This window comes from Streptacidiphilus melanogenes (genome assembly GCF_000787835.1).
Taxonomy (GTDB): Bacteria; Actinomycetota; Actinomycetes; order Streptomycetales; family Streptomycetaceae; genus Streptacidiphilus; species Streptacidiphilus melanogenes.
This window is the reverse complement of the sequence record NZ_BBPP01000033.1, coordinates 1-21,768: the sequence shown is the minus strand read 5'-3', so window position 1 is coordinate 21,768 and position 21,768 is coordinate 1. Positions and strand designations below refer to the sequence as shown.

At 69.9% G+C, this 21,768-nt stretch carries 24 protein-coding genes; 1 reads left to right on the top strand and 23 read right to left on the bottom strand.

Translation table 11 applies throughout. The annotated features are described in order from the left end of the window. Positions 1-2 precede the first annotated feature (2 nt). Together murA and TR49_RS28110 are read right to left on the bottom strand one after the other, a co-directional pair. A complete protein-coding gene (murA, locus tag TR49_RS28115) occupies positions 3-1,283 on the bottom strand; it encodes a UDP-N-acetylglucosamine 1-carboxyvinyltransferase (protein ID WP_042386672.1) in 1,281 nt (426 codons plus the stop codon). Positions 1,284-1,379: 96 nt separating this feature from the next. Beyond that, positions 1,380-2,204, bottom strand: coding sequence for an alpha/beta fold hydrolase (locus TR49_RS28110; RefSeq protein ID WP_042386671.1), 825 nt, complete (start codon positions 2,202-2,204; stop codon positions 1,380-1,382). Between the two features lie 114 nt (positions 2,205-2,318). Here TR49_RS28110 and TR49_RS28105 point away from each other — a divergent pair, with 114 nt between their 5' ends. Further along, entirely contained in the window at positions 2,319-2,756 is a 438-nt protein-coding gene (locus tag TR49_RS28105) for a MarR family winged helix-turn-helix transcriptional regulator (RefSeq protein WP_042386721.1), read from the top strand. A gap of 3 nt (positions 2,757-2,759) precedes the next feature. On the opposite strand, the gene TR49_RS28100 is transcribed toward TR49_RS28105, so the two are convergent. The 21 genes from TR49_RS28100 to rho all read right to left on the bottom strand — a co-directional run. Beyond that, a complete protein-coding gene (locus TR49_RS28100; RefSeq protein WP_042386670.1) occupies positions 2,760-3,332 on the bottom strand; it encodes a cob(I)yrinic acid a,c-diamide adenosyltransferase in 573 nt (190 codons plus the stop codon). Positions 3,333-3,354: 22 nt separating this feature from the next. After that, positions 3,355-3,804, bottom strand: a complete 450-nt coding sequence (locus TR49_RS28095) for a MarR family winged helix-turn-helix transcriptional regulator (protein WP_042386669.1) — start codon at positions 3,802-3,804, stop codon at positions 3,355-3,357. A 10-nt stretch (positions 3,805-3,814) separates the two neighbouring features. Further along, a complete protein-coding gene (locus TR49_RS28090; protein ID WP_042386668.1) occupies positions 3,815-4,282 on the bottom strand; it encodes a DUF2550 domain-containing protein in 468 nt (155 codons plus the stop codon). A 164-nt stretch (positions 4,283-4,446) separates the two neighbouring features. Continuing rightward, entirely contained in the window at positions 4,447-4,818 is a 372-nt protein-coding gene (locus TR49_RS28085) for a F0F1 ATP synthase subunit epsilon (protein ID WP_042386667.1), read from the bottom strand. A 110-nt stretch (positions 4,819-4,928) separates the two neighbouring features. Further along, on the bottom strand, positions 4,929-6,374 hold the full coding sequence (gene atpD, locus TR49_RS28080) for a F0F1 ATP synthase subunit beta (protein ID WP_042386666.1): 1,446 nt from the start codon (positions 6,372-6,374) through the stop codon (positions 4,929-4,931). A gap of 4 nt (positions 6,375-6,378) precedes the next feature. Further along, positions 6,379-7,290 (bottom strand): F0F1 ATP synthase subunit gamma, encoded by a 912-nt coding sequence (locus tag TR49_RS28075; RefSeq protein ID WP_042386665.1) that lies wholly within the window; start codon positions 7,288-7,290, stop codon positions 6,379-6,381. 25 nt (positions 7,291-7,315) lie between these two features. After that, positions 7,316-8,890 carry a F0F1 ATP synthase subunit alpha gene (gene atpA / locus TR49_RS28070; RefSeq protein ID WP_042386664.1) on the bottom strand — a complete coding sequence of 525 codons (1,575 nt, stop codon included), beginning with the start codon at positions 8,888-8,890 and terminating at the stop codon, positions 7,316-7,318. A 138-nt stretch (positions 8,891-9,028) separates the two neighbouring features. Continuing rightward, on the bottom strand, positions 9,029-9,844 hold the full coding sequence (locus tag TR49_RS28065; RefSeq protein WP_042386663.1) for a F0F1 ATP synthase subunit delta: 816 nt from the start codon (positions 9,842-9,844) through the stop codon (positions 9,029-9,031). Continuing rightward, complete coding sequence (locus TR49_RS28060; protein ID WP_042386662.1) at positions 9,841-10,392, bottom strand: F0F1 ATP synthase subunit B; 552 nt, start codon at positions 10,390-10,392, stop codon at positions 9,841-9,843. The genes TR49_RS28065 and TR49_RS28060 overlap by 4 nt, the downstream gene beginning before the upstream one ends. Before the next feature lie 40 nt (positions 10,393-10,432). Continuing rightward, on the bottom strand, positions 10,433-10,684 hold the full coding sequence (gene atpE / locus TR49_RS28055) for an ATP synthase F0 subunit C (protein ID WP_174501616.1): 252 nt from the start codon (positions 10,682-10,684) through the stop codon (positions 10,433-10,435). 81 nt (positions 10,685-10,765) lie between these two features. Continuing rightward, positions 10,766-11,575 (bottom strand): F0F1 ATP synthase subunit A, encoded by an 810-nt coding sequence (gene atpB, locus TR49_RS28050; protein ID WP_042386661.1) that lies wholly within the window; start codon positions 11,573-11,575, stop codon positions 10,766-10,768. Positions 11,576-11,764: 189 nt separating this feature from the next. After that, the gene (locus TR49_RS28045) at positions 11,765-12,187 is read right to left on the bottom strand and encodes a Cg1360 family ATP-synthase-associated protein (protein WP_052434714.1); all 423 of its coding nucleotides are present in this window, start codon (positions 12,185-12,187) and stop codon (positions 11,765-11,767) included. A 134-nt stretch (positions 12,188-12,321) separates the two neighbouring features. Further along, complete coding sequence (locus TR49_RS28040; protein ID WP_084725542.1) at positions 12,322-13,698, bottom strand: MraY family glycosyltransferase; 1,377 nt, start codon at positions 13,696-13,698, stop codon at positions 12,322-12,324. Positions 13,699-13,817: 119 nt separating this feature from the next. Continuing rightward, the gene (glyA, locus tag TR49_RS28035) at positions 13,818-15,110 is read right to left on the bottom strand and encodes a serine hydroxymethyltransferase (RefSeq protein ID WP_042386660.1); all 1,293 of its coding nucleotides are present in this window, start codon (positions 15,108-15,110) and stop codon (positions 13,818-13,820) included. Positions 15,111-15,174: 64 nt separating this feature from the next. After that, complete coding sequence (locus TR49_RS28030) at positions 15,175-15,798, bottom strand: arsenate reductase/protein-tyrosine-phosphatase family protein (protein ID WP_236653564.1); 624 nt, start codon at positions 15,796-15,798, stop codon at positions 15,175-15,177. Between the two features lie 59 nt (positions 15,799-15,857). Then, on the bottom strand, positions 15,858-16,505 hold the full coding sequence (locus TR49_RS28025) for an L-threonylcarbamoyladenylate synthase (protein ID WP_042386659.1): 648 nt from the start codon (positions 16,503-16,505) through the stop codon (positions 15,858-15,860). 15 nt (positions 16,506-16,520) lie between these two features. Further along, complete coding sequence (prmC, locus tag TR49_RS28020; protein WP_042386658.1) at positions 16,521-17,387, bottom strand: peptide chain release factor N(5)-glutamine methyltransferase; 867 nt, start codon at positions 17,385-17,387, stop codon at positions 16,521-16,523. Between the two features lie 61 nt (positions 17,388-17,448). Next, positions 17,449-18,522 (bottom strand): peptide chain release factor 1, encoded by a 1,074-nt coding sequence (prfA, locus tag TR49_RS28015; protein ID WP_042386657.1) that lies wholly within the window; start codon positions 18,520-18,522, stop codon positions 17,449-17,451. Positions 18,523-18,661: 139 nt separating this feature from the next. Beyond that, positions 18,662-18,880, bottom strand: coding sequence for a 50S ribosomal protein L31 (gene rpmE, locus TR49_RS28010; RefSeq protein ID WP_042373553.1), 219 nt, complete (start codon positions 18,878-18,880; stop codon positions 18,662-18,664). 144 nt (positions 18,881-19,024) lie between these two features. Beyond that, complete coding sequence (locus TR49_RS28005) at positions 19,025-20,062, bottom strand: LCP family protein (RefSeq protein ID WP_042386656.1); 1,038 nt, start codon at positions 20,060-20,062, stop codon at positions 19,025-19,027. Positions 20,063-20,165: 103 nt separating this feature from the next. After that, positions 20,166-21,768 (bottom strand): transcription termination factor Rho (gene rho, locus TR49_RS28000; protein WP_042386655.1); only part of this gene is annotated, 1,603 nt, incomplete at its 5' end.

The window sequence follows — 21,768 nt, the reverse complement described above, 5'->3', positions numbered from 1 at the left end:
GGCTACTGCAACTCGTTCTCGCGGGTGATCTGGGCGCCGAGCGCACGGAGTTGCTGTTCGAAGCCGGCGTAGCCCCGGTCGATGTGGTGGATCTCCGAGACCAGGGTCGTGCCGTCGGCGACGAGGCCGGCCAGGACGAGGCCCGCGCCGGCGCGGACGTCGGAGGAGACGACCGGTGCGCCGGACAGGCGCGGGACGCCGCGCAGCACCGCGTGGTGGCCGTCGGTGCGGACGTCCGCACCCAGGCGGGCGAGCTCCTGCAGGAAGACGAAACGGGCCTCGAAGATGTTCTCGGTGATCATCGCGGTGCCCTCCGCGACCGCGTTCATCGCGGCGAACTGGGGCTGGAGGTCCGTCGCGAAGCCGGGGTAGGGCAACGTCACGACGTCCACCGCGCGCGGGCGACGCTCCATCACCACGCGGAAGCCCTCGGGGTCGGCGCTGACCTGGGCGCCGGCGGCGACGAGCTTGTCGAGGGCGATGCGCAGGTGTTCGGCGCGCGCGTGGTCCACGCGCACGTCGCCCATGGTCATCGCCGCGGCCACGCCGAACGTCCCGGCCACGATCCGGTCGGGGACGGTGTCGTAGGCGACCGGCAGGAGCCGGTCGACGCCCTGGATCGCGATGGTCGACGTGCCCGCGCCGTCGATCTTCGCGCCCATCGCGACCAGCATCTCGCACAGGTCGACGATCTCGGGCTCGCGGGCCGCGTTGTCGATGGCGGTCTCGCCCTTGGCCAGGACCGAGGCCATCAGGATGTTCTCCGTGGCGCCGACGCTCGGGAACTCCAGCTCCACCGCCGCGCCGACGAGGCCGCCGGAACGGGCCTCGGCGACCAGGAAGCCGTGCTCGGTGGTGATGCGCGCGCCGAGCCGGGTCAGACCGTCGATGTGCATGTCCAGCCCGCGCGAGCCGATCGCGTCGCCGCCGGGCCGGGCGACGCGCACCCGCCCGCAGCGGGCGAGCAGCGGGCCGAGGACGGCGATGGAGGCACGGAACCTTCGCACCAGGTCGTAGTCGGCCTCGTGGCCGATCTCACCCGGAACGGTGACGAAGGCCGTTCCGGCGGACTCGTCGGTCCACTCCAGCCGGACCTCGCACCCCATCCGGCGCAGCAGCTCCGCCATGATCTCGACGTCCAGGATGCGCGGCAGGTTGCCGATCCTGAACTCGCCTTCTGCCAGCAGCGTCGCCGCCATCAGCTTGAGCGCGCTGTTCTTCGCGCCGGGCACCCGCACCCGCCCCGCGAGCCGCGCCCCGCCGATCACCCGGAACCGTTCCATGGTCAGGCATCGTACGTGGCGCCCGCCGGGAGCTGGGCCGACCGAGTGAGTCCCGTCACATCGGCGGCCTCAGGCCTCGGACCTCAGGCATCGGACTCAGGCCTGGTCGAGCTCGCGGACGAAGGCGTCGAGGACGCGGGTGAACTCGGCGGGGGCCTCCATGGAGGTGTAGTGGCCGACGCCGTCGAGGAGGACCCGGCGGCCGTTCGGGACGGCGTCGAGGAGGGCGGTGACGGTGGCGAGATGGCCGGGCACGTCCGCGGCGCCGTCGACGGCGAGGATCGGGAGGGTGAGGTCCTTCACACGCGTCTCCACGTCGCCGACGGGGACGGAGTGGTCCGGCTCGTCCGCGGTGTGCTTGAGCATCGTGCGCAGGCCCATCTCCCGCACCTGCCCGACCAGTTCGGGGTCGATGTCGGCCAGGGAGCGGTCCGGGCCGGGGATCCACTTCAGGAAGCCGTCGAGCCAGCCGTCCAGGTCCCCGGAGGCGAGGGCGCCCCACATCGCCGTGCCGACCTCGGCGGCCCAGGGGTCGGTGCGGTCGGTGTCGCCGATGCCGCGCCCGCTGATGACGAGCGCCCGGACCAGTTCGGGGTGTTCCAGCGCGGTGTCGACGGCGATCATCGCGCCCATCGACACGCCGACCAGCACGACCTGACGCAGACCCAGATGGCGCAGCAGGTCGGCGAGGTCGTCGGTCTGCCGGAAGGGGCGGGACGCGTTGTCCGACCGGCCGTGCCCGCGGGCGTCGGGGGCGACGACGCGACAGCCGAGCTCGACCAGGCGCGGGACGAGGTTGTCGAACTGGGTGCTGTCGACGAAGCCGCTGTGCAGCAGGACCAGCACCGCGCCGTCGCGCGGGCCGACGTCACGGTAGGCGAGGGATCCGTCCTGGGATGCGAAGAACGCGAACTCAGTCATGACAACCAAGGTGTCATAACTGTCCGAGAATGGCAACTGGGTTGTCATTCGACGTGAGATAGTGAACCGGTGACGGACACCCCACTCTCCCCCGACGAGCTGCCGGAACGCCTGATGGAGGTCTTCGCGCTCGTCGGCCCGCTCTACCGCCGCGTCCAGCGCCGGATCGACCTGGACGCCGAGCAGGGCGTCTCCGTCGGCGTCCGCGCCGTGCTGGACCTGCTGCGCGAGAACGGGCCGCTGACCGTGCCGCAGATGGGCCGCGCCCAGTCGCTCAGCCGGCAGTTCGTCCAGCGGATGGTCAACGAGGGCGCGGCCGCCGGGCTGGTGGAGGCCGTTCCCAACCCGGCCCACGCGCGCTCCTCGCTGATCCGCCTCACCGACGCCGGCGAGGCGGCCATCACCGCGATCGTGGCCCGCGAGCACGCGGTGCTGCGCCGCACCCGCGGCGATCTCACCGACGCCGACGTGGCCACGACCGTGCGCGTGCTGGGCCGCCTGCTGGAGCTCTTCGACGACGTCGAGCTGGGCGCGGCCGAGCCGCCCCGCTAGGCCCTAGCGGTTCTCCCCCGGCACCCACAGCACGTCGCCGACCGACTTGTTCGCCGTCCGAGCCAGGATGAACAGCAGGTCCGAGAGGCGGTTCAGGTACTTCGCGGTCAGCGGGTTGATGCCTTCGCCGTACTCCTCGATCGCGGCCCAGGTGCTGCGCTCGGCGCGGCGGACCACCGTGCAGGCCACGTGCAGGTGGGCCGCGCCCGGCGTGCCGCCGGGCAGGATGAAGCTGCGCAGCTTCTCCAGCTCAGCGTTGAAGCGGTCGCAGTCCGCCTCCAGCCGGTCGATGTAGGACTGCTCGACGCGCAGCGGCGGGTACTTGGGGTCCGGGACGATCGGCGTGGCCAGGTCCGCGCCGACATCGAAGAGGTCGTTCTGAACGCGGGTCAGCACCGCCGCGATCTCCTCGTCGAGCGCGCCGCAGGCCAGGGCGACGCCCAGGGCGGCGTTGGCCTCGTTGGAGTCGGCGTAGGCGGCCAGGCGGGTGTCCGTCTTGCGGGTGCGGCTCATGTCGCCCAGCGCGGTGCTGCCGTCGTCGCCGGTCCGGGTGTAGATACGGGTGAGGTTGACCATGCCCGCAGCCTAACGCCGCCGACTAGTCCCTCAGGGTGGGGTCCAGGCGGGTCAGCAGCCTGCGCAGGGAGGCGCGCTCGGCCGCGCTGAGGTGGCCGAGGACCTCCTCCTCCAGGCGCGGGACGTGGGCCTCCAGGCCCAGCTGCAGCGCCCGGGCCCCCTTCGCGGTCATCCCGACCAGGTAGGCGCGGCCGTCCTCGGGGTCGCGGGTGCGCTCGATCAGGCCCTTGCGTTCCAGCCGGGCGACGAGCTTCGTGGTGCCGGCGGAGGTGAAGCCCATGGTCTCGCCGACCCGGGTGGCCATGCCGTGGGCGCCGGGGAAACGGGCCAGGCGCAGCAGGAACTCGAACTCGGAGCCGTCCAGGCCGGTGGCGTCGGCGATGTCGTGCCGCAGCCGGTCGTTGATCAGCCGGTACACGTTGCCCATCAGGCCCCAGAGGACCACGCCCTCGTGCTCGACGAGCTCGTCCATGCGCGGACCCTCAGGCCACGTTCACGCGCTGGCCGGGAGGCGCGGCCTCCAGCCAGGCCAGGAAGCCGGTGAGCGCGTCCTCGCTCATCGCGAGCTCCAGCGGCTCGCCCGCGTGCGTGCAGACCAGGACCACCGCGCCGGACAGCAGCGCCAGCTCCTCCTGCCCCTCGGGCGTGCGCCGCTCGATCACCTCGATCTGCGAGCGCTCCAGCACCCGGCGAGGGCGCGGAGCCCAGCTGAAGACGCGGAACCACTCCACGGAGTCGTTGTTGTAGCGGGCGATCCCGAAGATCCAGCCCTTTCCGGCGGCCTCGCCGGCGGGCTCCCCCGGCGCGGGGGGCGGCGGCACGTCCAGGCGCGCCGAACAGTCGAAGGTGCCACCGGGTCTCTGGATCAGACGCCGCCGTACCGCGAAGGCCCCCAGCCCGAGCAGGCAGACCAGCAGCACCGCGATGACGAGTACCACCGCGAGCACCATGCCCGGCTCCCTCCTCGTCGGCCCCCGAGCCGACGTCCTGCCCGCACGCCCGACGGACGTGGCAGTCTGCTCAACTGATACAGCAGTCCCGGGGTCACCCGTAGGTGCCCCGGGACTGCCGGTGAAGCTCGTGTCGCTTCAGCGCTCGGCGGGTGCCTCGCGCGTCAGCGGCCGGTCGCCGCGAGGAGCCGAACCTCGGCGCGGCGCTGGGCCACGGCCTCGGAGTCGGCCTTGGCGCCGGCCAGCGCCCGCTCGGCGCGGTCGACGTCGATCTCGTCGGCCAGCTCCGCGACCTCGGCCAGGATCGACAGCTTGTTGTCCGCGAAGGACAGGAAGCCGCCGTGCACCGCCGCGACCACCGTGGTGCCATCCGCCTGGCGGATGGTCACCGGCTGGGGGTCCATGGCCCCCAGGACCGGGGTGTGGTTCGGCTGGATGCCGATGTCACCGGACTTGGTACGGGCAAGGACGATCGTGGCCTCGCCCGACCAGACCTTTCGGTCGGCCGCGACCAGCTCGACGTGCAGCTCAGCCACAGTGGGCTCCTCGGTCTCGACCCCCCGCCGCAAAGCGGGGGTGGGGAAAGAATAACGGGTGGGAAAGGGGCGGACCCAACCAGCGGTCGGACCGCCCCTCTACCTCACGATTACTTCTTGGCGAGCTCGGCGGCGTTGCGCTCGAGGTCGTCGATGCCACCGCACATGAAGAACGCCTGCTCCGGCACCGAGTCGTACTTGCCGTCCGCGATCGCGTTGAACGCGTCGATGGTCTCGGACAGCGGCACGGTGGAGCCGTCGACGCCGGTGAACTGCTTGGCGACGTAGGTGTTCTGCGACAGGAAGCGCTCGATGCGGCGCGCCCGGTTGACGGTGACCTTGTCCTCCTCGGACAGCTCGTCCATACCGAGGATCGCGATGATGTCCTGGAGGTCCTTGTACTTCTGCAGGATCCCCTTGACACGCACGGCGGTCTCGTAGTGGTTGGCCGAGATGTACCGCGGGTCGAGGATGCGGGACGAGGAGTCCAGCGGGTCCACGGCCGGGTAGATGCCCTTCTCCGAGATCGGACGGGAGAGAACCGTCGTCGCGTCGAGGTGGGCGAAGGTGGTGGCCGGGGCCGGGTCGGTCAGGTCGTCCGCGGGGACGTAGATCGCCTGCATCGAGGTGATCGAGTGACCGCGGGTCGAGGTGATGCGCTCCTGGAGCTGGCCCATCTCGTCGGCCAGGTTCGGCTGGTAACCCACCGCGGAGGGCATACGGCCGAGCAGGGTCGACACCTCGGAACCGGCCTGGGTGAACCGGAAGATGTTGTCGATGAAGAGGAGCACGTCCTGCTGCTGGACATCGCGGAAGTACTCCGCCATGGTCAGCGCCGACAGGGCGACGCGCAGACGGGTGCCCGGCGGCTCGTCCATCTGGCCGAAGACCAGCGCGGTCTTGTCCAGAACGCCCGAGTCGACCATCTCGTGGATGAGGTCGTTACCCTCACGGGTGCGCTCACCGACACCGGCGAAGACCGACACACCACCGAAGTTCTCGGCGACGCGGTAGATCATCTCCTGGATCAGAACGGTCTTGCCGACACCGGCACCACCGAACAGACCGATCTTGCCACCCTGGACGTACGGGGTGAGCAGGTCGATGACCTTGATACCGGTCTCGAACATCTCGGTCTTGGACTCGAGCTGGTCGAAGTTCGGGGCCTTGCGGTGGATCGGCCAGCGCTCGGTGACCTCGGCGTTGAACGCCTCACGGTCGACGTTGAGCACCTCGCCCAGGGCGTTGAAGACCTTGCCCTTGGTGATGTCGCCGACCGGCACCGAGATCGCGGAACCGGTGTCGGAGACAGCGGCGCCACGGGTCAGGCCGTCGGTGGGCTGCATCGAGATGGCCTTGACCATCCCGTCGCCCAGGTGCTGCGCGACCTCGAGGGTCAGCGTCTTCTTGCCGGTGCCGTCGGGCGCGTCGACCTCGACGTGCAGCGCGTTGAACATGTCCGGCATGGCGTCGACGGGGAACTCCACGTCGACGACCGGGCCGATGACCCGCGCGACGCGGCCCGTCGCCGTGGCCGTCTCTACAGTGGCAGTCATGTGATCAGTCACTCCCCGCGGTCGCGTCGGCCAGGGCGCTCGCGCCACCGACGATCTCGCTGATTTCCTGGGTGATGTCGGCCTGTCGGGCCGTGTTGGCCAGACGCGTGAGCGTCTTGATGAGCTCGCCGGCGTTGTCGGTCGCGCTCTTCATCGCGCGGCGGCGGGCGGCGTGCTCGGAAGCAGCCGACTGCAGCAGCGCGTTGTAGATCCTGCTCTCCACGTACCGCGGCAGCAGGGCGTCCAGGACGCCCTCGGCCGACGGCTCGAAGTCGTAGAGCGGGAACGGTCCCTGCTCCTCGGCGTTGGCCTCGGTCTCAGCCAGCGACAGCGGCAGGAGGCGGGCCTCCACCGGGTTCTGGGTGAGCATCGAGACGAACTCCGTGGAGACGATGTGCAGCTCGTCCACGCCGCCCGCCGACGTCTCCGTCACGAAGGCATCGATCAGGGCCGCGGACGCCTCCTTGGCGTCCTGGTACGTCGGCTTGTCGGAGAACCCGACCCACGAGCCCGCGACCGGGAGGTTGCGGAACCCGTAGTAGCTGACGCCCTTACGGCCGATGATGTAGCTGTCGACGTCCTTGCCCTCGCCCTTGAGCCGCTTGGTCAGCTCCTGCGCCGCCTTGATGGCGTTGCTGGAGTAACCACCGGCCAGGCCGCGGTCCGCGGTGACCACGAGCACCGCGGCGCGGGTGGCGCCGACGGGCTCGGTGGTCAGCGGGTGCTTGGCGTTCGACCGCGTCGCGACAGCGGTCACCGCGCGGGTGAGCTCAGTCGCGTACGGGGTGGAGGCGGCCACCGCGCGCTGCGCCTTCATGATGCGCGACGCGGAGATCATCTCCATCGCCTTGGTGATCTTCTTCGTCGCGGTGACAGAGCGGATCCGGCGCTTGTAGACCCGAAGCTGTGCTCCCATGGGTCGCTACGTCCTTTCCGTCTCGTCAGGCGTCTTCGCCGAGCAGCGCACCGGTGTGGGTGGTGAACTCGCGCTTGAAGGCGTTGATCGCCTCGGTGAGGGACTCGATCGTGCCGTCCTCGAGCTTCTGCGTCTCGACGATGGTGGTCAGGACGCCCTTGTGCTCGCGGCGCAGGTAGTCCAGGAACTCACGCTCGAACTTGCGGATGTCCGCGACCGGGACGTCGTCCAGGCGACCGGTGGTGCCGGCCCAGATCGAGACGACCTGCTCCTCGACCGGGAACGGCGCGTACTGGCCCTGCTTCAGCAGCTCGACCAGACGGGCGCCACGCTCCAGCTGGGCCTTGGAGGCCGAGTCCAGGTCGGAGGAGAAGGCGGCGAAGGCCTCCAGCTCGCGGTACTGGGCCAGGTCCAGACGCAGACGGCCGGCCACCGACTTCATGGCCTTGATCTGGGCGGAGCCACCGACGCGGGAGACCGAGATACCGACGTTCACGGCCGGGCGGATGCCGGCGTTGAACAGGTCGGACTCCAGGAAGCACTGGCCGTCGGTGATGGAGATGACGTTGGTCGGGATGTACGCCGAGACGTCGTTGGCCTTGGTCTCGATGATCGGCAGACCGGTCATCGAGCCGGCGCCCAGCTCGTCGGAGAGCTTCGCGCAGCGCTCCAGCAGGCGGGAGTGCAGGTAGAAGACGTCACCCGGGTAGGCCTCGCGGCCCGGCGGACGGCGCAGCAGCAGCGAAACGGCGCGGTAGGCCTCGGCCTGCTTCGACAGGTCGTCGAAGATGATGAGGACGTGCTTGCCGTCGTACATCCACTCCTGGCCGATGGCGGAGCCGGTGTAGGGGGCCAGGTACTTGAAGCCCGCCGGGTCCGACGCCGGGGCGGCGACGATGGTGGTGTACTCGAGCGCACCGGCCTCCTCCAGCGCACCGCGAACGGAGGCGATGGTGGAGCCCTTCTGGCCGACGGCGACGTAGATGCAGCGGACCTGCTTCTTCGGGTCGCCCGAGCGCCAGTTGTCACGCTGGTTGATGATGGTGTCGATCGCCACCGCGGTCTTGCCGGTCTGGCGGTCGCCGATGATCAGCTGACGCTGGCCACGGCCGATCGGGGTCATCGCGTCGATGGCCTTGATGCCGGTCTGCATCGGCTCGTGCACCGACTTGCGGACCATGACGCCCGGAGCCTGCAGCTCCAGCGCGCGGCGGCCGTGGGTCTCGATCTCGCCGAGACCGTCGATCGGGTTGCCGAGGGGGTCCACCACGCGGCCGAGGTAGCCCTCGCCGACCGGAACGGACAGCACCTCGCCGGTGCGGCGGACCGTCTGGCCCTCCTCGATCGCACCGAACTCGCCGAGGACGACGACACCGATCTCGCGGGTGTCGAGGTTGAGCGCGAGGCCGAGGGTGCCGTCCTCGAACTTCAGCAGCTCGTTGGCCATGACCGAGGGAAGACCCTCGACCTTGGCGATGCCGTCAGCGGTGAAGGTGACGGTGCCGACCTCTTCACGCGAGGCGGCATCCGGCTGGTACGACTGGACGAAGTTGTCCAGCGCGTTCCGGATCTCCTCCGGCCGGATCGTGAGCTCCGCCATCTGGGTTCCCTGCTCTCCTAGTTGCGTCCTCGGCCCGCCCGTGGAGGGCCGCAAGTATTCGACTCTCGGTCAGGTCCCGCGAACGAGGCTCTGACCGTCCTCTGTTGTGTACCGACCGAGGGTCGGGATGCGGCTTTCTCAGCCGGCCAGGCTCCGGTTCGCGGAGTCGAGACGACCCGCGATGGTGCCCTCGATGATCTCGTCGCCGACCTGGACCCGGACTCCGCCGAGGACCTCAGGGTCCACGTCGAGGTTCAGGTGCACCGGGCGGCCCACGAGGGTCGCCAGGGAGGCGGCGAGGCGGTCCTTCTGCGCGTCCGACATCGGCACCGCGGTGGTCACCAGGGCGACCACGCGACCACGACGGCCGGCGGCCAGACGGGCGTACTCGTCCAGGCCACTCTCCAGGCTACGACCACGCGGCTGCGTCACCAGGGCGGTGACCAGCGCGACGGTCACGGCCTTGGCCTTGCCGCCGAGCAGGTTCGCGACCAGCTCCGCCTTGGCGGAGGAGGCGGCGGCGCTGTCGGTCAGCGCGGAGCGGAGCTCCACGTTGCCCGCGACCACGCGGCCGAAGCGGAACAGCTCGTCCTCGACGTCGTCCAGCTCGCCCGCCTTGTCGGCGCTGATGATCAGCGCCAGGGCGGCCAGCTGCTCGGTCGCGTCCGACAGGTCGCGGCCGGCGCTCCAGCGGGAGCGGACCATGCCCGAGAGCAGGTCGACCGTCTCGGCCCCGACCTTGCCCTGGAGCAGGCTCGCGACCAGATCGGCCTTGGCCTGACCGGGGGCGGCCGGGTCCGTCAGGATGCGGCGCAGCGTGACCTCGCGGTCGAGCACCCGGGTCACGTCCAGCAGGTCGCTCGACAGCGCGGCGAGGTCGACGGACGTGTTGTCCGTCAGCGCCTCGAGACGCTCACGGGCGGCCGTGGTGGACTGCCGGGTGGAGCCGCTCACTTGGCACCCGCCGACTCCGCTGCCTTGGCTTCGAGCTCGTCAAGGAAGCGGTCGATGGTGCGGCTCTGGCGGGCGGAGTCCTCGAGGGACTCGCCGACGACCTTGCCGGCCAGTTCGAGCGAGATGCGGCCGATGTCGTGCCGCAGCGCGGTGGTCACCTGACCACGGGTGCGCTCGATCTCCGCCTGGGCGTGGGCGACGGTGACGGCAGCCTGACGCTGCGCCTCCTCGCGGGCCTCGGCGATGATCATGGAACCCTGCTCACGGGCGTGCTCGGTGATCCGAGCGGCCTCGTGACGGGCCTCCGCGAGCTGGGCCTTGTACTCCTCCAGCGTCCGGGTGGCCTCGGCCTGCGCCTCAGCCGCCCGCTCCAGGCCACCCTCGATCGCGTCGCGCCGCTCCTCCAGAGTCTTCTGGATGTTGGGCAGGAGCTTCTTGCCGAGGACGCCGAAGACGATGAAGAAGGCGATCAGGCCGATGATGAGTTCCGGCGTGGAGGGCAGCAGCGGGTTCTGCGGCGCCTCCTCAGCCAAAAACTGGCTCAGCATGTCTCTACCTTTCGTCGAGCGTGGCTACTGGTCGGTCGACTCAGGAGAAGATGAAGGGGACGACCAGACCGAGGAGCGCCAGAACCTCACAGAGGGCGAAGCCGAGGAACATGTTCTGGCGGATGATCGGCATGGCCTCGGGCTGGCGAGCCATGGCCTCGATGGAGTGGCCGAAGACCAGACCGATACCGACACCCGGGCCGATGGCGGCGAGACCGTACGCGACGGCACCCAGGTTGCCCGAGACGCCGTTGGAGGCGGCGAGCTGGATGGCGTTGTGGAGGGTCGACATGTTGTCTTCCTTCTTGTGATGCGATCCGCAGGGGGGCTTCCCGGCGGAAGTCTGGATGGGTTCTTCAGGCGGGCGGGAGCCTCAGTGGCCCTCTTCGAGCGCTCCGCTGATGTAAAGCGAGGCGAGCAGCGTGAAGATGTACGCCTGCAGGAACTGGATCAGGACCTCGAAGGCGGTCATGCCGATCGAGAGGGTGAAGGACGCGCCGGAGAAGACCGCGTAGAACGACGGGGTCAGCAGGTACCAGGTCGCGACGCTGAACATCACGATCAGCATGTGGCCGGCGAACATGTTGGCCCAGAGTCGCACCGCAAGGGTGAACGGACGCGTGATGACGTTCTGGAGGAACTCCAGGAAGACGATCAGCGGCACCAGGGGCTTCGGCAGGCCCTGCATGTACGTCAGGTGCTTCCAGCCGCCGACGAAGCCGTGCGTCTTGAAGGTGAGGTACATGTAGGTGATCCACACCAGCAGCGCCAGAGCCACCGGGTACGCGAAGCGCGAGGCCACCGGGAACTGGGCGAACGGGATGATGGACATGATGTTCATCAGCCAGACGAAGAAGAAGATCGACGTCAGGAACGGGACGAACTTGTCGCCCTTCTTGCCGATGACCTCACGCGCGATGCTCCGCGCGATGAAGTTGTAGCCGATCTCGCCGACCAGCTGCAGCTTGCCCGGAACCAGCTTCGGCTTGCGGAACGCCGCCCAGAAGAAGCCGACCACCAGCACCATGCAGATGAGCGCCAGCAGCATCGGCTTCGTGAAGTGGAAGCTTCCGATACTGAAGATCGGCTTGAAGTTGAAGGAGTTCAGCCCGGGCGCCGGGAAACCACAACCAGAGGGTGTGATGTGACACCCGCTCGCGAGCAGCGTGGAGGGGTTACTCACCCTTGACTCCTTCGTCGTGAAGCATCAGAACTGCAACCTTGTGTGTCGGCGCGACGGGGCCGCCGCGTTGGCACCGTGATCGGGTTGACCGGAGCCACACAGGCCGCTTGACGCTCGTGGTCGCGCAGGGGGCTCCGGAATCCGGACGATAGCAGATGTCTTGGTACTACCTTTACGCGGGCCTTACGTTCAGTCCCTGCCGTCGGGCTTGGGACCGGCCGAAGGATCGACGTAGAGGGTCTTGCTCTTCACCGTGAACCAGACCTGACCGCCGACCCAGGCCAGCAGAGTCGCCAGCAGGGAGAAGCCGAAGGCCTTGCCGTTGAAGAACGAAGCGTGCTTGAACACCACGATGAAGACGCCCGCGATCAGCATCTGCACCGCATAGACCAGCAGACCGCCGGTCAGGACCAGCTGCGGCCGGTCCCGGCTGAGCCTCATCAGCGCCGCGAACCCGCCCGCGAACACCACCGCGACCACGGCGAGCGCCACCAAGGCGCCGATCAGTCCCTTGGAGCCGGCCAGCACGGTGCTGAGCACCACGGCGAGGATGCCCACCGGCGTCGCCACGAGGGCGCAGCCGCGCAGGATCCGGGCGTCGCTGGACAGCATCGTCAAAGCTCCGGGGGGGTGGGGGTCGTGCGGACGATCAGGAGGAGACGGGGCCCGAACGACCTTCTCCCATAAGGTCCTTCGGCAGCTCTCCTGATGTCGTGAACGATATCACAAGCTATTTGGTGCAGTCTTTACTTTCTTGGTGTGCTCCTTGACACACGCTCTGCACCACTGCCGGATCGTCCCGATGTGCCCGAATGGCGACGCACCGCGTGCGAGCCAGTTCCGATCTTGTCCAACAGGTCCCCATCTGCGACGGAGACAGCCGCACCTGCCGGAATGGAGTCGTCCGCGATCTCCTTTACCGTCTCTTCGGTAAGAACATCCCTTACCTTTACGGTCCGGCGATACCGGGGCGGAACGAAGCGCTCCACCATGCGCGGCGCATGCGGCCGGAACCGCGGGAAGAGCAGCATCAGGATGCCGAGAACCAGCAGGCCGAGCAGCACGTTGAGCGCGAGGCGCTCGGTGCGGTCGACCGAGAAGGCGACGGTGCCGAAGGCGAGCAGCGCGGCCCAGAAATACATGATCAGTACTGCGCGACTGTGGGAATGGCCGAGTTGCAGCAGTCGGTGGTGCAGATGCTGCTTGTCCGCGGCGAATGGGGACTTTCCCGCCCAAGTGCGGCGCACCACCGCGAGAATGAGATCCGCGAGCGGAATGGCGATCACGGTCAGCGGAAGCAGCAGCACGATGTAGATCGGCACCATCGCGTGCACCGTGGTGGTCTGGCTGCCACCGCTCTGCGCGGTGATCACGTCCGGGTCGACCCGGCCCGTCACCGAGATCATGCAGACCGAGAGGACGAGACCGAGCAGCAGCGCGCCCGAGTCCCCCATGAAGATCCGCGCGGGATGGAAGTTGTGCGGCAGGAAGCCCAGCACCATGCCGACCAGGATCACGCTGAACAGCGCGGCCGGCGCCGCGTCCGGCACCGAGAAGCCGTACCAGAGCCGGTAGGCGTAGACGAAGAAGGCCCCGGCCGCGATGCAGACCATGCCGGCCGCCAGACCGTCCAGGCCGTCGATGAAGTTCACCGCGTTCACGCTTATGACCACCAGCGCGACGGTGATGAAGGAGCCCCAGGTGTCCGTCACGGCGACGGTCCCGACGCCGGGAATCGGCAGCCACAGCACGGTGAGGCCCTGGTAGACCATCACGCCCGCGGCGACCATCTGCCCGCCGAGCTTCACCAGCGCGTCCACGCCCCACTTGTCGTCCAGCACGCCCAGCACCCACATGATGGTCGCGCCGGACAGCAGGGCCGGCACATCGCTGGAGTTCTGGAAGACGGCGTGCAGGGCCGACAGGTGGTCAGCGGTGAGCAGACCGGCGCACAGACCGCCGAACATGGCGATGCCGCCGAGTCGTGGCGTCGGCTCCTTGTGCACGTCGCGGTCGCGGACCGCCGGCATGGCGCCCGCGATGATGGCGAACTTCCGTGCCGGACCGGTCAGCAGGTAGGTCACCGCCGCGGTCACGCAGAGCGTCAGCAGGAACTCACGCACCAGAGTCCTCCTGTGCTGCGCTGGACACCCCCGTGACAACGGCAGAGCATAGCCGCCTTGCCTTGGGCGCGAGATGGCTGTGCGCTCGGGAATGGAGGTGCGTCACGTGCACACCCTATTCATGAGGACGTCGAGTTCCCGCATTGCGGTTTTGTCGACAGACTGGGAAAACGCTGGGCAAGGGATTCCACACGCTGCGTGACGGAATCATCGGCTTTCCCGGTGGCCGCCGCGTGGACCAGCTCGGCGACCTCGGTCATCTCCTGCTCCGCCATGCCCACGGTGGTCGCGCTCAGCGTCCCCATCCGCAGCCCGGAGGCGGACGCCGGCGGCACGTCCTCGTAGGGCACCGCGCAGTGGCCCAGCAGCAGCCCCGCACGCTCGCACCGGCGCTCGACCTCGCGGCCGGTCAGGCCGAGGCCCCTGGCGTCCACGGTGACCAGGTGGGTATCCGTCCCCCCGGTGAGCGGGCGCAGCCCGTGGCCGTCCAGCGCGGCGGCGAGGCGCTGCGCGTTCACGACGGTCCGCTGCGCGTACCCGCGGAAGGCGGGCGTGGCCGCCCGGCCGAGCACGTACGCCTTGGCGGCGAGCTGGTTGACCATCGGCCCGCCCTGGATGAAGGGGAACACCGCCCGGTCCACCCGCTCGGCCAGCTCCCGCGTGCACAGGATCAGCCCGCCGCGCGGCCCGCCCAGCACCTTGTGGGTGACTCCGCAGACGACGTCCGCATACGGCACGGGCGACGGGATCACCCCGGCGGCGGAGAGACCGAGCGTCTGGGCGGCGCCCGCGACGAGGTACGCGCCCACCTCGTCCGCGACGGCCCGGAAGCCCTCCCAGTCGATCACGCGCGGGTAGGAGATCGCCCCCGCGACGATCACCTTGGGCCGGCGCGCCCGCGCCAGGTCCCGCACCTGGTCGAGGTCGATCAGGCCGTCGCTCTCGCGGACCCCGTAGGCGGAGACGGCGAACCAGCGGCCGGAGAAGTTCGCCGAGGACCCGTGGGTCAGGTGGCCGCCGTGCGCCAGGGACATGGCCAGCACGGCGTCCCCCGGCCGCAGCAGCGCCGCGGCGGCGGCCAGGACGGCGATGGAGCCGGAGTAGGGCTGCACGTTCGCGTGGTCGGCCCCGAACAGCTTCTTGGCGCGGGCCACGGCCAGGGTCTCCACGTCGTCGGCCGGACCGCACCCGGTGTGGTGCCGCCGCTCGGGGTACCCCTCGGCGTACTTGTCCGCGAACGCGCTCCCCAGCAGCGCGAGCACGCCGGGCGACTCCAGGTTCTCCCCGGCGAGAAGGTTCACCTGCCGGCGACGGCGGTCGTCCTCGCGTGCCAGCAGCGCCGCAAGCGCGTCGTCGGGCACATCGGCGAGCGCCGCCTGCGTGGACTCGTCACTGGTCGCAAGGGTCGCCATGGCCGCATGCACCTCCGGTGGTCACGGTACGCCGAGCCGGAGGTTGCAGCACGCCAGCAACGGCTCAGACGCGCACCCGGCTGACGCCCGTCAACGCGGTGACGATCGGATCCAGGGCGTCGAAGATCTCCTCGCCGCAGTTGCGGAACATCCCGAGCGGTGCTCCGTACGGGTCGTCGACCTCGTCCGCCTCCGGGGAAGCCGCCAGGAGCCAGCCGCGCAGCGCCGCGGCGGCGCGCACCAGGACGCGGGCGCGCTCGGCCAGGGCGCCCTCCCCGACGGAGTCCGGCAGCGTCGCCGGGTCGATGGCACGGACCAGGCGGGTGAACTCCTTCAGGGTGAAGGTCCGCAGACCGGCGTCGTGGCCCATGGAGATCACCTGGGCCCGGTGGTCGCGGGTGGCCGTCAGCACCAGGTCCGCCTCGATGACGTGGTCGTCGAGCAGCTCGCGGCCGACGAAGCCGGTGGAGTCCGCGCCGAACTCGGCGAGGATCTCCGCGGCGTGGGACTCCATCGGGGCGCCCTCGTGGCCCCAGGTGCCGGCGCTCTCGACCGATATCTCGGTCTCCGCGCCCTCCCCGAGACGGAGCGTCAGCTCATGACGGGTCAGCCGCTCGGCCATGGGCGAGCGGCAGACGCCGCCGGTGCAGACGTAAAGGATCCGGAACGCGCCGAAACGATGGCCCACGACCTCGTGGTGCAGACGCGGGAGGGGACGTATCGGCGGCCGGAGGCGATGGCGCCCGGTCAACTGCCGGCCTCCACGTCTGGTACGACCTCGCGGAGCTGCTCCAGTGAGACCGCGCCGGCACGACGCAGGACGGGGATCTTGCCGGTGACGTCGACGATCGTGGACGGCACGGCGTGGTCGGCACGGCCGCCGTCGAGGTAGACGGAGACGGACTGGCCGAGCTGCTCCTCGGCCTCGTCGCAGGTGGCCGGGGACGGGCCGCCGGTCAGGTTGGCGCTGGAGACGGCGAGCGGGCCGGTGGTGTTCAGCAGCTCGATCGCGACCGGGTGCAGCGGCATGCGGACGGCGACGGTGCCGCGGGTGTCGCCCAGGTCCCACCGCAGCGAGGGCTGGTGACGGGTGACCAGGGTCAGCCCGCCCGGCCAGAACGCGTCGACGAGCTCCCACGCGGACTCGGAGAAGTCGGTGACCAGACCGTGCAGCGTGGTCGGCGAGCCGACCAGCACCGGGGTGGGCATGTTGCGGCCGCGGCCCTTGGCCGCGAGCAGCTCGGCGACGGCCTCGGCGGAGAAGGCGTCGGCGGCCAGACCGTAGACGGTGTCGGTGGGGATGACCACCAGCTCGCCCCGGCGGATCGCGGAGGCGGCCTCACGCAGACCGGCGGCGCGCTCGGTCGCGTCGGAGCAGTCGTAGCGACGACTCATCGGTGGATCCCTTCCCTACAGGACGGCGCGGCGCGCGGTGGCGAAGCGGGGGCGGTTGTTCAGGTCGCGGTGGTCGGCGGCGTCGGTCCAGCCGTCCTCCTCGCGGAAGATCCAGGGGACGACCCCGCCCTGGGTGTCCGCGTGCTCGACGACGACCACTCCCCCGGGCCGCAGCAGGCGCGCGGCGACGCGCTCGATGCCGCGGATGGTGTGGAGTCCGTCCTCGCCGGAGAAGAGTGCCATCTCCGGGTCGTGGTCGCGAGCCTCAGGAGCGACGTATTCCCACTCGGTCAGCGGGATGTACGGCGGGTTGCTGATGACCAGGTCGAACTGGCCGCTCAGCTCCGGGCGGTCCTCGAAGGCGCGGGTGGCGTCACCCTGGATCAGCTCGATCCGCGCGGCGTCCGGGCTGGCGTCGACGTTGCGGCGGGCCCAGGCGTAGGCCTCGTCGGAGAGCTCCACGGCGTGCACGCGGCTGCGCGGCACCTCCTGCGCCAGCGCCAGCGCGATCGCGCCGGAACCGGTGCACAGGTCGACCACCGTCGGCTCTGCGACGTCCATGTCGCGCAGCGCGTCTATCGCCCAGCCGACCACCGACTCCGTCTCCGGACGGGGCACGAAGACGCCCGGGCCGACCTGGAGCTCCAGGTAGCGGAAGAAGGCCCGCCCGGTGATGTGCTGCAGCGGCTCGCGCGCCTCGCGCCGGGAGATGACCTCCCAGTAGCGGGCGTCGAAGTCGGCGTCCCTGACGCCGTGCAGCTCGCCGCGCTTGACGTCGTGGACGTACGCCGCGAGCTCCTCCGCGTCGAACCGCGGCGAGGGCACACCGGCATCGGCCAACCGCTGGGTGGCTCGGGCCACCTCGGCGAGAAGGAGGTTCACGTCGCGCCTCTCTTAGCGGACTTGAGCGGTCCGACGGGGCCTTCCGGCCCCGACGGGTGGATCAGGTGGCCTCGGCGAGGCGGGCGGCCGCGTCCTGGTCGACTGCGGACTGGATCACCGCGTCGAGCTCGCCGCCGAGCACCTGGTCCAGGTTGTACGCCTTGTAGCCGGTGCGGTGGTCGGAGATCCGGTTCTCCGGGAAGTTGTAGGTGCGGATCCGCTCGGAGCGGTCCACGCTGCGCACCTGGCTGCGGCGCGCGTCGCTGGCTGCAGCGTCGGCCTCCTCCTGCAGGGCCGCGAGAATGCGGGAGCGGAGGATGCGCATGGCCTGCTCCTTGTTCTGGAGCTGGCTCTTCTCGTTCTGGCAGGACGCGACGATGCCGGTCGGCAGGTGCGTGATGCGGACGGCGGAGTCGGTGGTGTTGACCGACTGCCCGCCCGGGCCGGAGGAGCGGTAGACGTCGATGCGCAGGTCGTTCGCGTTGATCTCGACCTCGACCTCCTCGGCCTCCGGCGTCACCAGCACGCCCGCCGCGGAGGTGTGGATGCGGCCCTGCGACTCCGTCGCCGGCACACGCTGCACACGGTGCACGCCGCCCTCGTACTTCAGCCGCGCCCAGACGCCCTGACCGGGCTCCGGGTTGCCGCCGCGGTACTTCACCGCGACCTGGACGTCCTTGTAGCCGCCGAGGTCGGACTCGTTGGAGTCGATGATCTCGGTCTTCCAGCCCATCTTCTCGGCGTACCGCAGGTACATGCGCAGCAGGTCGCCGGCGAACAGCGCGGACTCCTCGCCGCCCTCGCCCGCCTTGACCTCCAGCAGCACGTCCTTGTCGTCGCTCGGGTCGCGCGGGACCAGCAGCAGCCGCAGCCGCTCGGTCAGCTCCTCGCGCTGGGCCTCCAGCGACTTGATCTCGGCGTAGAAGTCCGGGTCGTCCGCGGCGAGCTCGCGGGCCGTCTCGATGTCCTCACCGGCCTGGCGCCAGTCGCGGTAGGCCCGGGTGATCGGCGTCAGCTCGGCGTACCGCTTGGACAGCTGCCGCGCCGTCGCCGGGTCGGCGTGCACCGCCGGGTCGGCGAGACGCTCCTCCAGCGTCGCGTGCTCGTTCAGGAGCTCCTCGACTGCCTCGAACATGGGAGCTGAGCCTTCTTTCGAACCGAGATGACCGGGATGACCGAGATGACCGGAATAGGCAAGGGGGCCAACGCGAACGGCGCCGACCGGAACGCACCCGCGGGAACCACGGGTACGCCCGGCCGGCGCCGCAAGGCGGTTAGGCCTTGGCGTGCTTCTTGCCGAAGCGGGCCTCGAAGCGGGCCACGCGGCCACCGGTGTCCATGATCTTCTGCTTGCCGGTGTAGAAGGGGTGGCAGGCCGAGCACACCTCGGCGCGGATGACGCCGGAGTTCTCGGTGCTGCGGGTGGTGAACTCGTTGCCACAGGTGCAGGTGACCTGGGTGACCACGTAGGTCGGGTGGATGTCGCGCTTCAAGGGATGCTCCTAGGTTTGCGGGAGGGTTCCGGGTCGGAGGAGCGGACGCTGTCCGTGAACCGGGACCGACGTACCAGTCTGCCAGCACTGGCGCCACGGACCAAAACGACCTTGCGCGGGCGGATATTCCAGGCCGTGCCGACGTCAGCTGTCGGCCGGGTTCTTCGGCTGGAGCTCCATCACCGAGGCCGGCACCGGCCGGTCGGCCTTGAGCGCCGACCAGAGCTCGTCCGCCTGCGGCCGGAGGGTCACCAGACGGTTGGGATCGCCCGGCGCCGTCGTGGTCGGCATCGTCACGCCGGTGATGTCGGTGGACTTGACGTGCTGCAGACCCTCGGCGAAGCCGAGCAGGGAGTGGACCGAGCCGAGTGTGGAGTCCGTGGTCACCGAGCCGGTCGCGGAGTCCGCGATCGAGAACAGCTTCGTCGGGCTGCTGAACAGGTCCAGGTTCTCCACCTGCTTCAGCACCGACTTCACCATCTCCTGCTGAAGCTGTATGCGGCCGAGATCGCTGCCGTCCCCCACGCCGTGCCGGGTGCGCACGAAGGCCAGGGCCTGGTCGCCGCCCAGGTGGTGGGTTCCCGCAGGGAGGTGGAGGCCGCTCTGGACGTCGTCGATGGGAATCGTCGTGGTGACGTCCACGCCGCCGAGCGCGTCGATCAGCTTGGCGAAGCCGGAGAAGTCGACCTCGAGGTAGTGGTTCATCTGCAGGCCGGTCATCGCCTCGACGGTCCTGACCGCGCAGCTCGCGCCGCCGACCTCGAAGGCGGTGTTGAACATGACGCCGGACGCCGCCGGGACCGCCCCGCAGGCCGGGCGGTCCACCAGGGTGTCGCGGGGGACGGAGACCACCGTGGCGGCCGTGTGCGCCTCGTTGACGTGCACCACCATGGCCGTGTCCGAGCGGGCCGTGCCGTCGGTGGTCCCGCCCGCCAGCTGCCCGTTCGCCCCCGCACGGGAGTCGGAGCCCAGGACGAGGATGTTCATCGCGCCGGAGGCGTCCTGCGCGGGCGGGGTCAGCTCACCGCTCAGGTCGACCGTCTTGAGATTGTGGCTGAGCTTCCAGTACACCCAGCCCGCACCGGCCCCGCAGAGCAGGACCACCACGGCCGTGCACAACGCCAGGAAGCGCATGGCACGGCGCGAACGCGCTCCGCGCAGCTTCGCCCACTTGTCGGACATGTCCTCGAAGGTACGTGATGCGCCTTAAAACCCTTCTCAGAAAAACGTGAAACCCCGGGCAGAAAGCCCGGGGCCTCACGTTCATTCACCGAAAAAGGTGAGATCAGTCGTCCTGACCGGGAGTGGTCTTGGCGATCTGCATCAGGAACTCGGCGTTGCTCTTCGTCTGCTTCATCTTGTCCAGCAGCAGCTCGATCGCCTGCTGCGAGTCGAGCGCGTGCAGCACCCGGCGCAGCTTCCAGACGATCTTGAGCTCCTCGGGGGACATGAGGATCTCTTCCTTGCGGGTGCCGGACGGGTCGACGTCCACCGCGGGGAAGATGCGCTTGTCGGCGAGCTTCCGGTCGAGCTTGAGCTCCATGTTGCCGGTGCCCTTGAACTCCTCGAAGATCACCTCGTCCATGCGCGAGCCGGTCTCGACGAGCGCGGTGGCGAGGATCGTCAGGGAGCCGCCGTTCTCGATGTTGCGCGCGGCGCCGAAGAACTTCTTCGGCGGGTAGAGCGCGGTCGAGTCGACACCACCGGACAGGATGCGGCCGGAGGCCGGCGCCGCCAGGTTGTAGGCGCGGCCCAGGCGGGTGATCGAGTCCAGCAGCACGACCACGTCGTGGCCCAGCTCCACCAGGCGCTTGGCGCGCTCGATGGCGAGCTCGGCGACGGTGGTGTGGTCCTCGGCGGGGCGGTCGAAGGTCGAGGAGATGACCTCGCCCTTGACCGAGCGCTGCATGTCCGTGACCTCCTCCGGACGCTCGTCGACGAGGACGACCATCAGGTGGGTCTCGGGGTTGTTGTGGGTGATCGCGTTGGCGATGGCCTGCATGATCATCGTCTTGCCGGTCTTCGGCGGGGCGACGATCAGACCACGCTGGCCCTTACCGATCGGGGCGACCAGGTCGATGATGCGGGTGGTCAGCACGCCCGGGTCGGTCTCCAGGCGCAGCCGCTCCTGCGGGTACAGCGGCGTGAGCTTGGTGAACTCGGGACGGTTGCGGGCGCCCTCGGCGTCCGTGCCGTTGACCGAGTCGAGGCGGACCAGCGCGTTGAACTTCTCGCGGCGCTCGCCCTCCTTCGGCTGCTTGACCGCGCCGGTGATGGCGTCGCCCTTGCGCAGGCCGTTCTTGCGAACCTGGGCCAGCGAGACGTAGACGTCGTTCGGCCCGGCCAGGTAACCCGAGGTGCGGACGAAGGCGTAGTTGTCCAGGATGTCCAGGATGCCCGCGACCGGGATCAGGACGTCGTCCTCGCCGACCTGCGGCTCGGCCACACCGTCGAAGCGGTCACCGCGACGGCGGTTGCGGTCGCGGTAACGGCCGCGGCGACGGCCGCCGAACTCGTCGTCCTCGAAGTCGCCGCCGCCCTGCTGGCCCTGGCTCTGGCCCTGCTGCTGACGACCCTGACGGCCGCCCTGGCCGCCGCCGTCCTGCTGGCGGCCGCCCTGGCCCTGCTGGCCCTGGCCGCCGTCCTGGCCCCCGTCACGGCGGTCACGGCGGTTGCGGCGCTCGCGACGGCTCTCGCGACCGTCGCCGCGGTCCCCGCGGTCGGCACGCTCGCGGGTCTCGGTGCCGGCCTGCGCCTCGACGGCGGGCTTCTCGGCGGTGGCCTTCTCGGCCTTCTCGGTCTTCTCCGCCTGCTGCGACTGGGCCGGGGCGGCGCTGGCGGACGCCTGGGCGGCCTCGGTGGCGACGGTCGCGGTGGCGGCGGCGCCC

Excerpts from the sequence above, each read along its gene's own strand:
- murA (WP_042386672.1), bottom strand. The coding sequence starts at position 1,283 with ATGGAACGGTTCCGGGTGATCGGCGGGGCGCGGCTCGCGGGGCGGGTG.
- TR49_RS28110 (WP_042386671.1), bottom strand. The coding sequence starts at position 2,204 with ATGACTGAGTTCGCGTTCTTCGCATCCCAGGACGGATCCCTCGCCTAC.
- TR49_RS28105 (WP_042386721.1), top strand. The coding sequence starts at position 2,319 with ATGGAGGTCTTCGCGCTCGTCGGCCCGCTCTACCGCCGCGTCCAGCGC.
- TR49_RS28100 (WP_042386670.1), bottom strand. The coding sequence starts at position 3,332 with ATGGTCAACCTCACCCGTATCTACACCCGGACCGGCGACGACGGCAGC.
- TR49_RS28095 (WP_042386669.1), bottom strand. The coding sequence starts at position 3,804 with ATGGACGAGCTCGTCGAGCACGAGGGCGTGGTCCTCTGGGGCCTGATG.
- TR49_RS28090 (WP_042386668.1), bottom strand. The coding sequence starts at position 4,282 with ATGGTGCTCGCGGTGGTACTCGTCATCGCGGTGCTGCTGGTCTGCCTG.
- atpD (WP_042386666.1), bottom strand. The coding sequence starts at position 6,374 with ATGACTGCCACTGTAGAGACGGCCACGGCGACGGGCCGCGTCGCGCGG.
- TR49_RS28075 (WP_042386665.1), bottom strand. The coding sequence starts at position 7,290 with ATGGGAGCACAGCTTCGGGTCTACAAGCGCCGGATCCGCTCTGTCACC.
- atpA (WP_042386664.1), bottom strand. The coding sequence starts at position 8,890 with ATGGCGGAGCTCACGATCCGGCCGGAGGAGATCCGGAACGCGCTGGAC.
- TR49_RS28060 (WP_042386662.1), bottom strand. The coding sequence starts at position 10,392 with ATGCTGAGCCAGTTTTTGGCTGAGGAGGCGCCGCAGAACCCGCTGCTG.
- atpE (WP_174501616.1), bottom strand. The coding sequence starts at position 10,684 with ATGTCGACCCTCCACAACGCCATCCAGCTCGCCGCCTCCAACGGCGTC.
- TR49_RS28045 (WP_052434714.1), bottom strand. The coding sequence starts at position 12,187 with ATGCTGTCCAGCGACGCCCGGATCCTGCGCGGCTGCGCCCTCGTGGCG.
- glyA (WP_042386660.1), bottom strand. The coding sequence starts at position 15,110 with ATGGCGACCCTTGCGACCAGTGACGAGTCCACGCAGGCGGCGCTCGCC.
- TR49_RS28025 (WP_042386659.1), bottom strand. The coding sequence starts at position 16,505 with ATGAGTCGTCGCTACGACTGCTCCGACGCGACCGAGCGCGCCGCCGGT.
- prfA (WP_042386657.1), bottom strand. The coding sequence starts at position 18,522 with ATGTTCGAGGCAGTCGAGGAGCTCCTGAACGAGCACGCGACGCTGGAG.
- TR49_RS28005 (WP_042386656.1), bottom strand. The coding sequence starts at position 20,062 with ATGTCCGACAAGTGGGCGAAGCTGCGCGGAGCGCGTTCGCGCCGTGCC.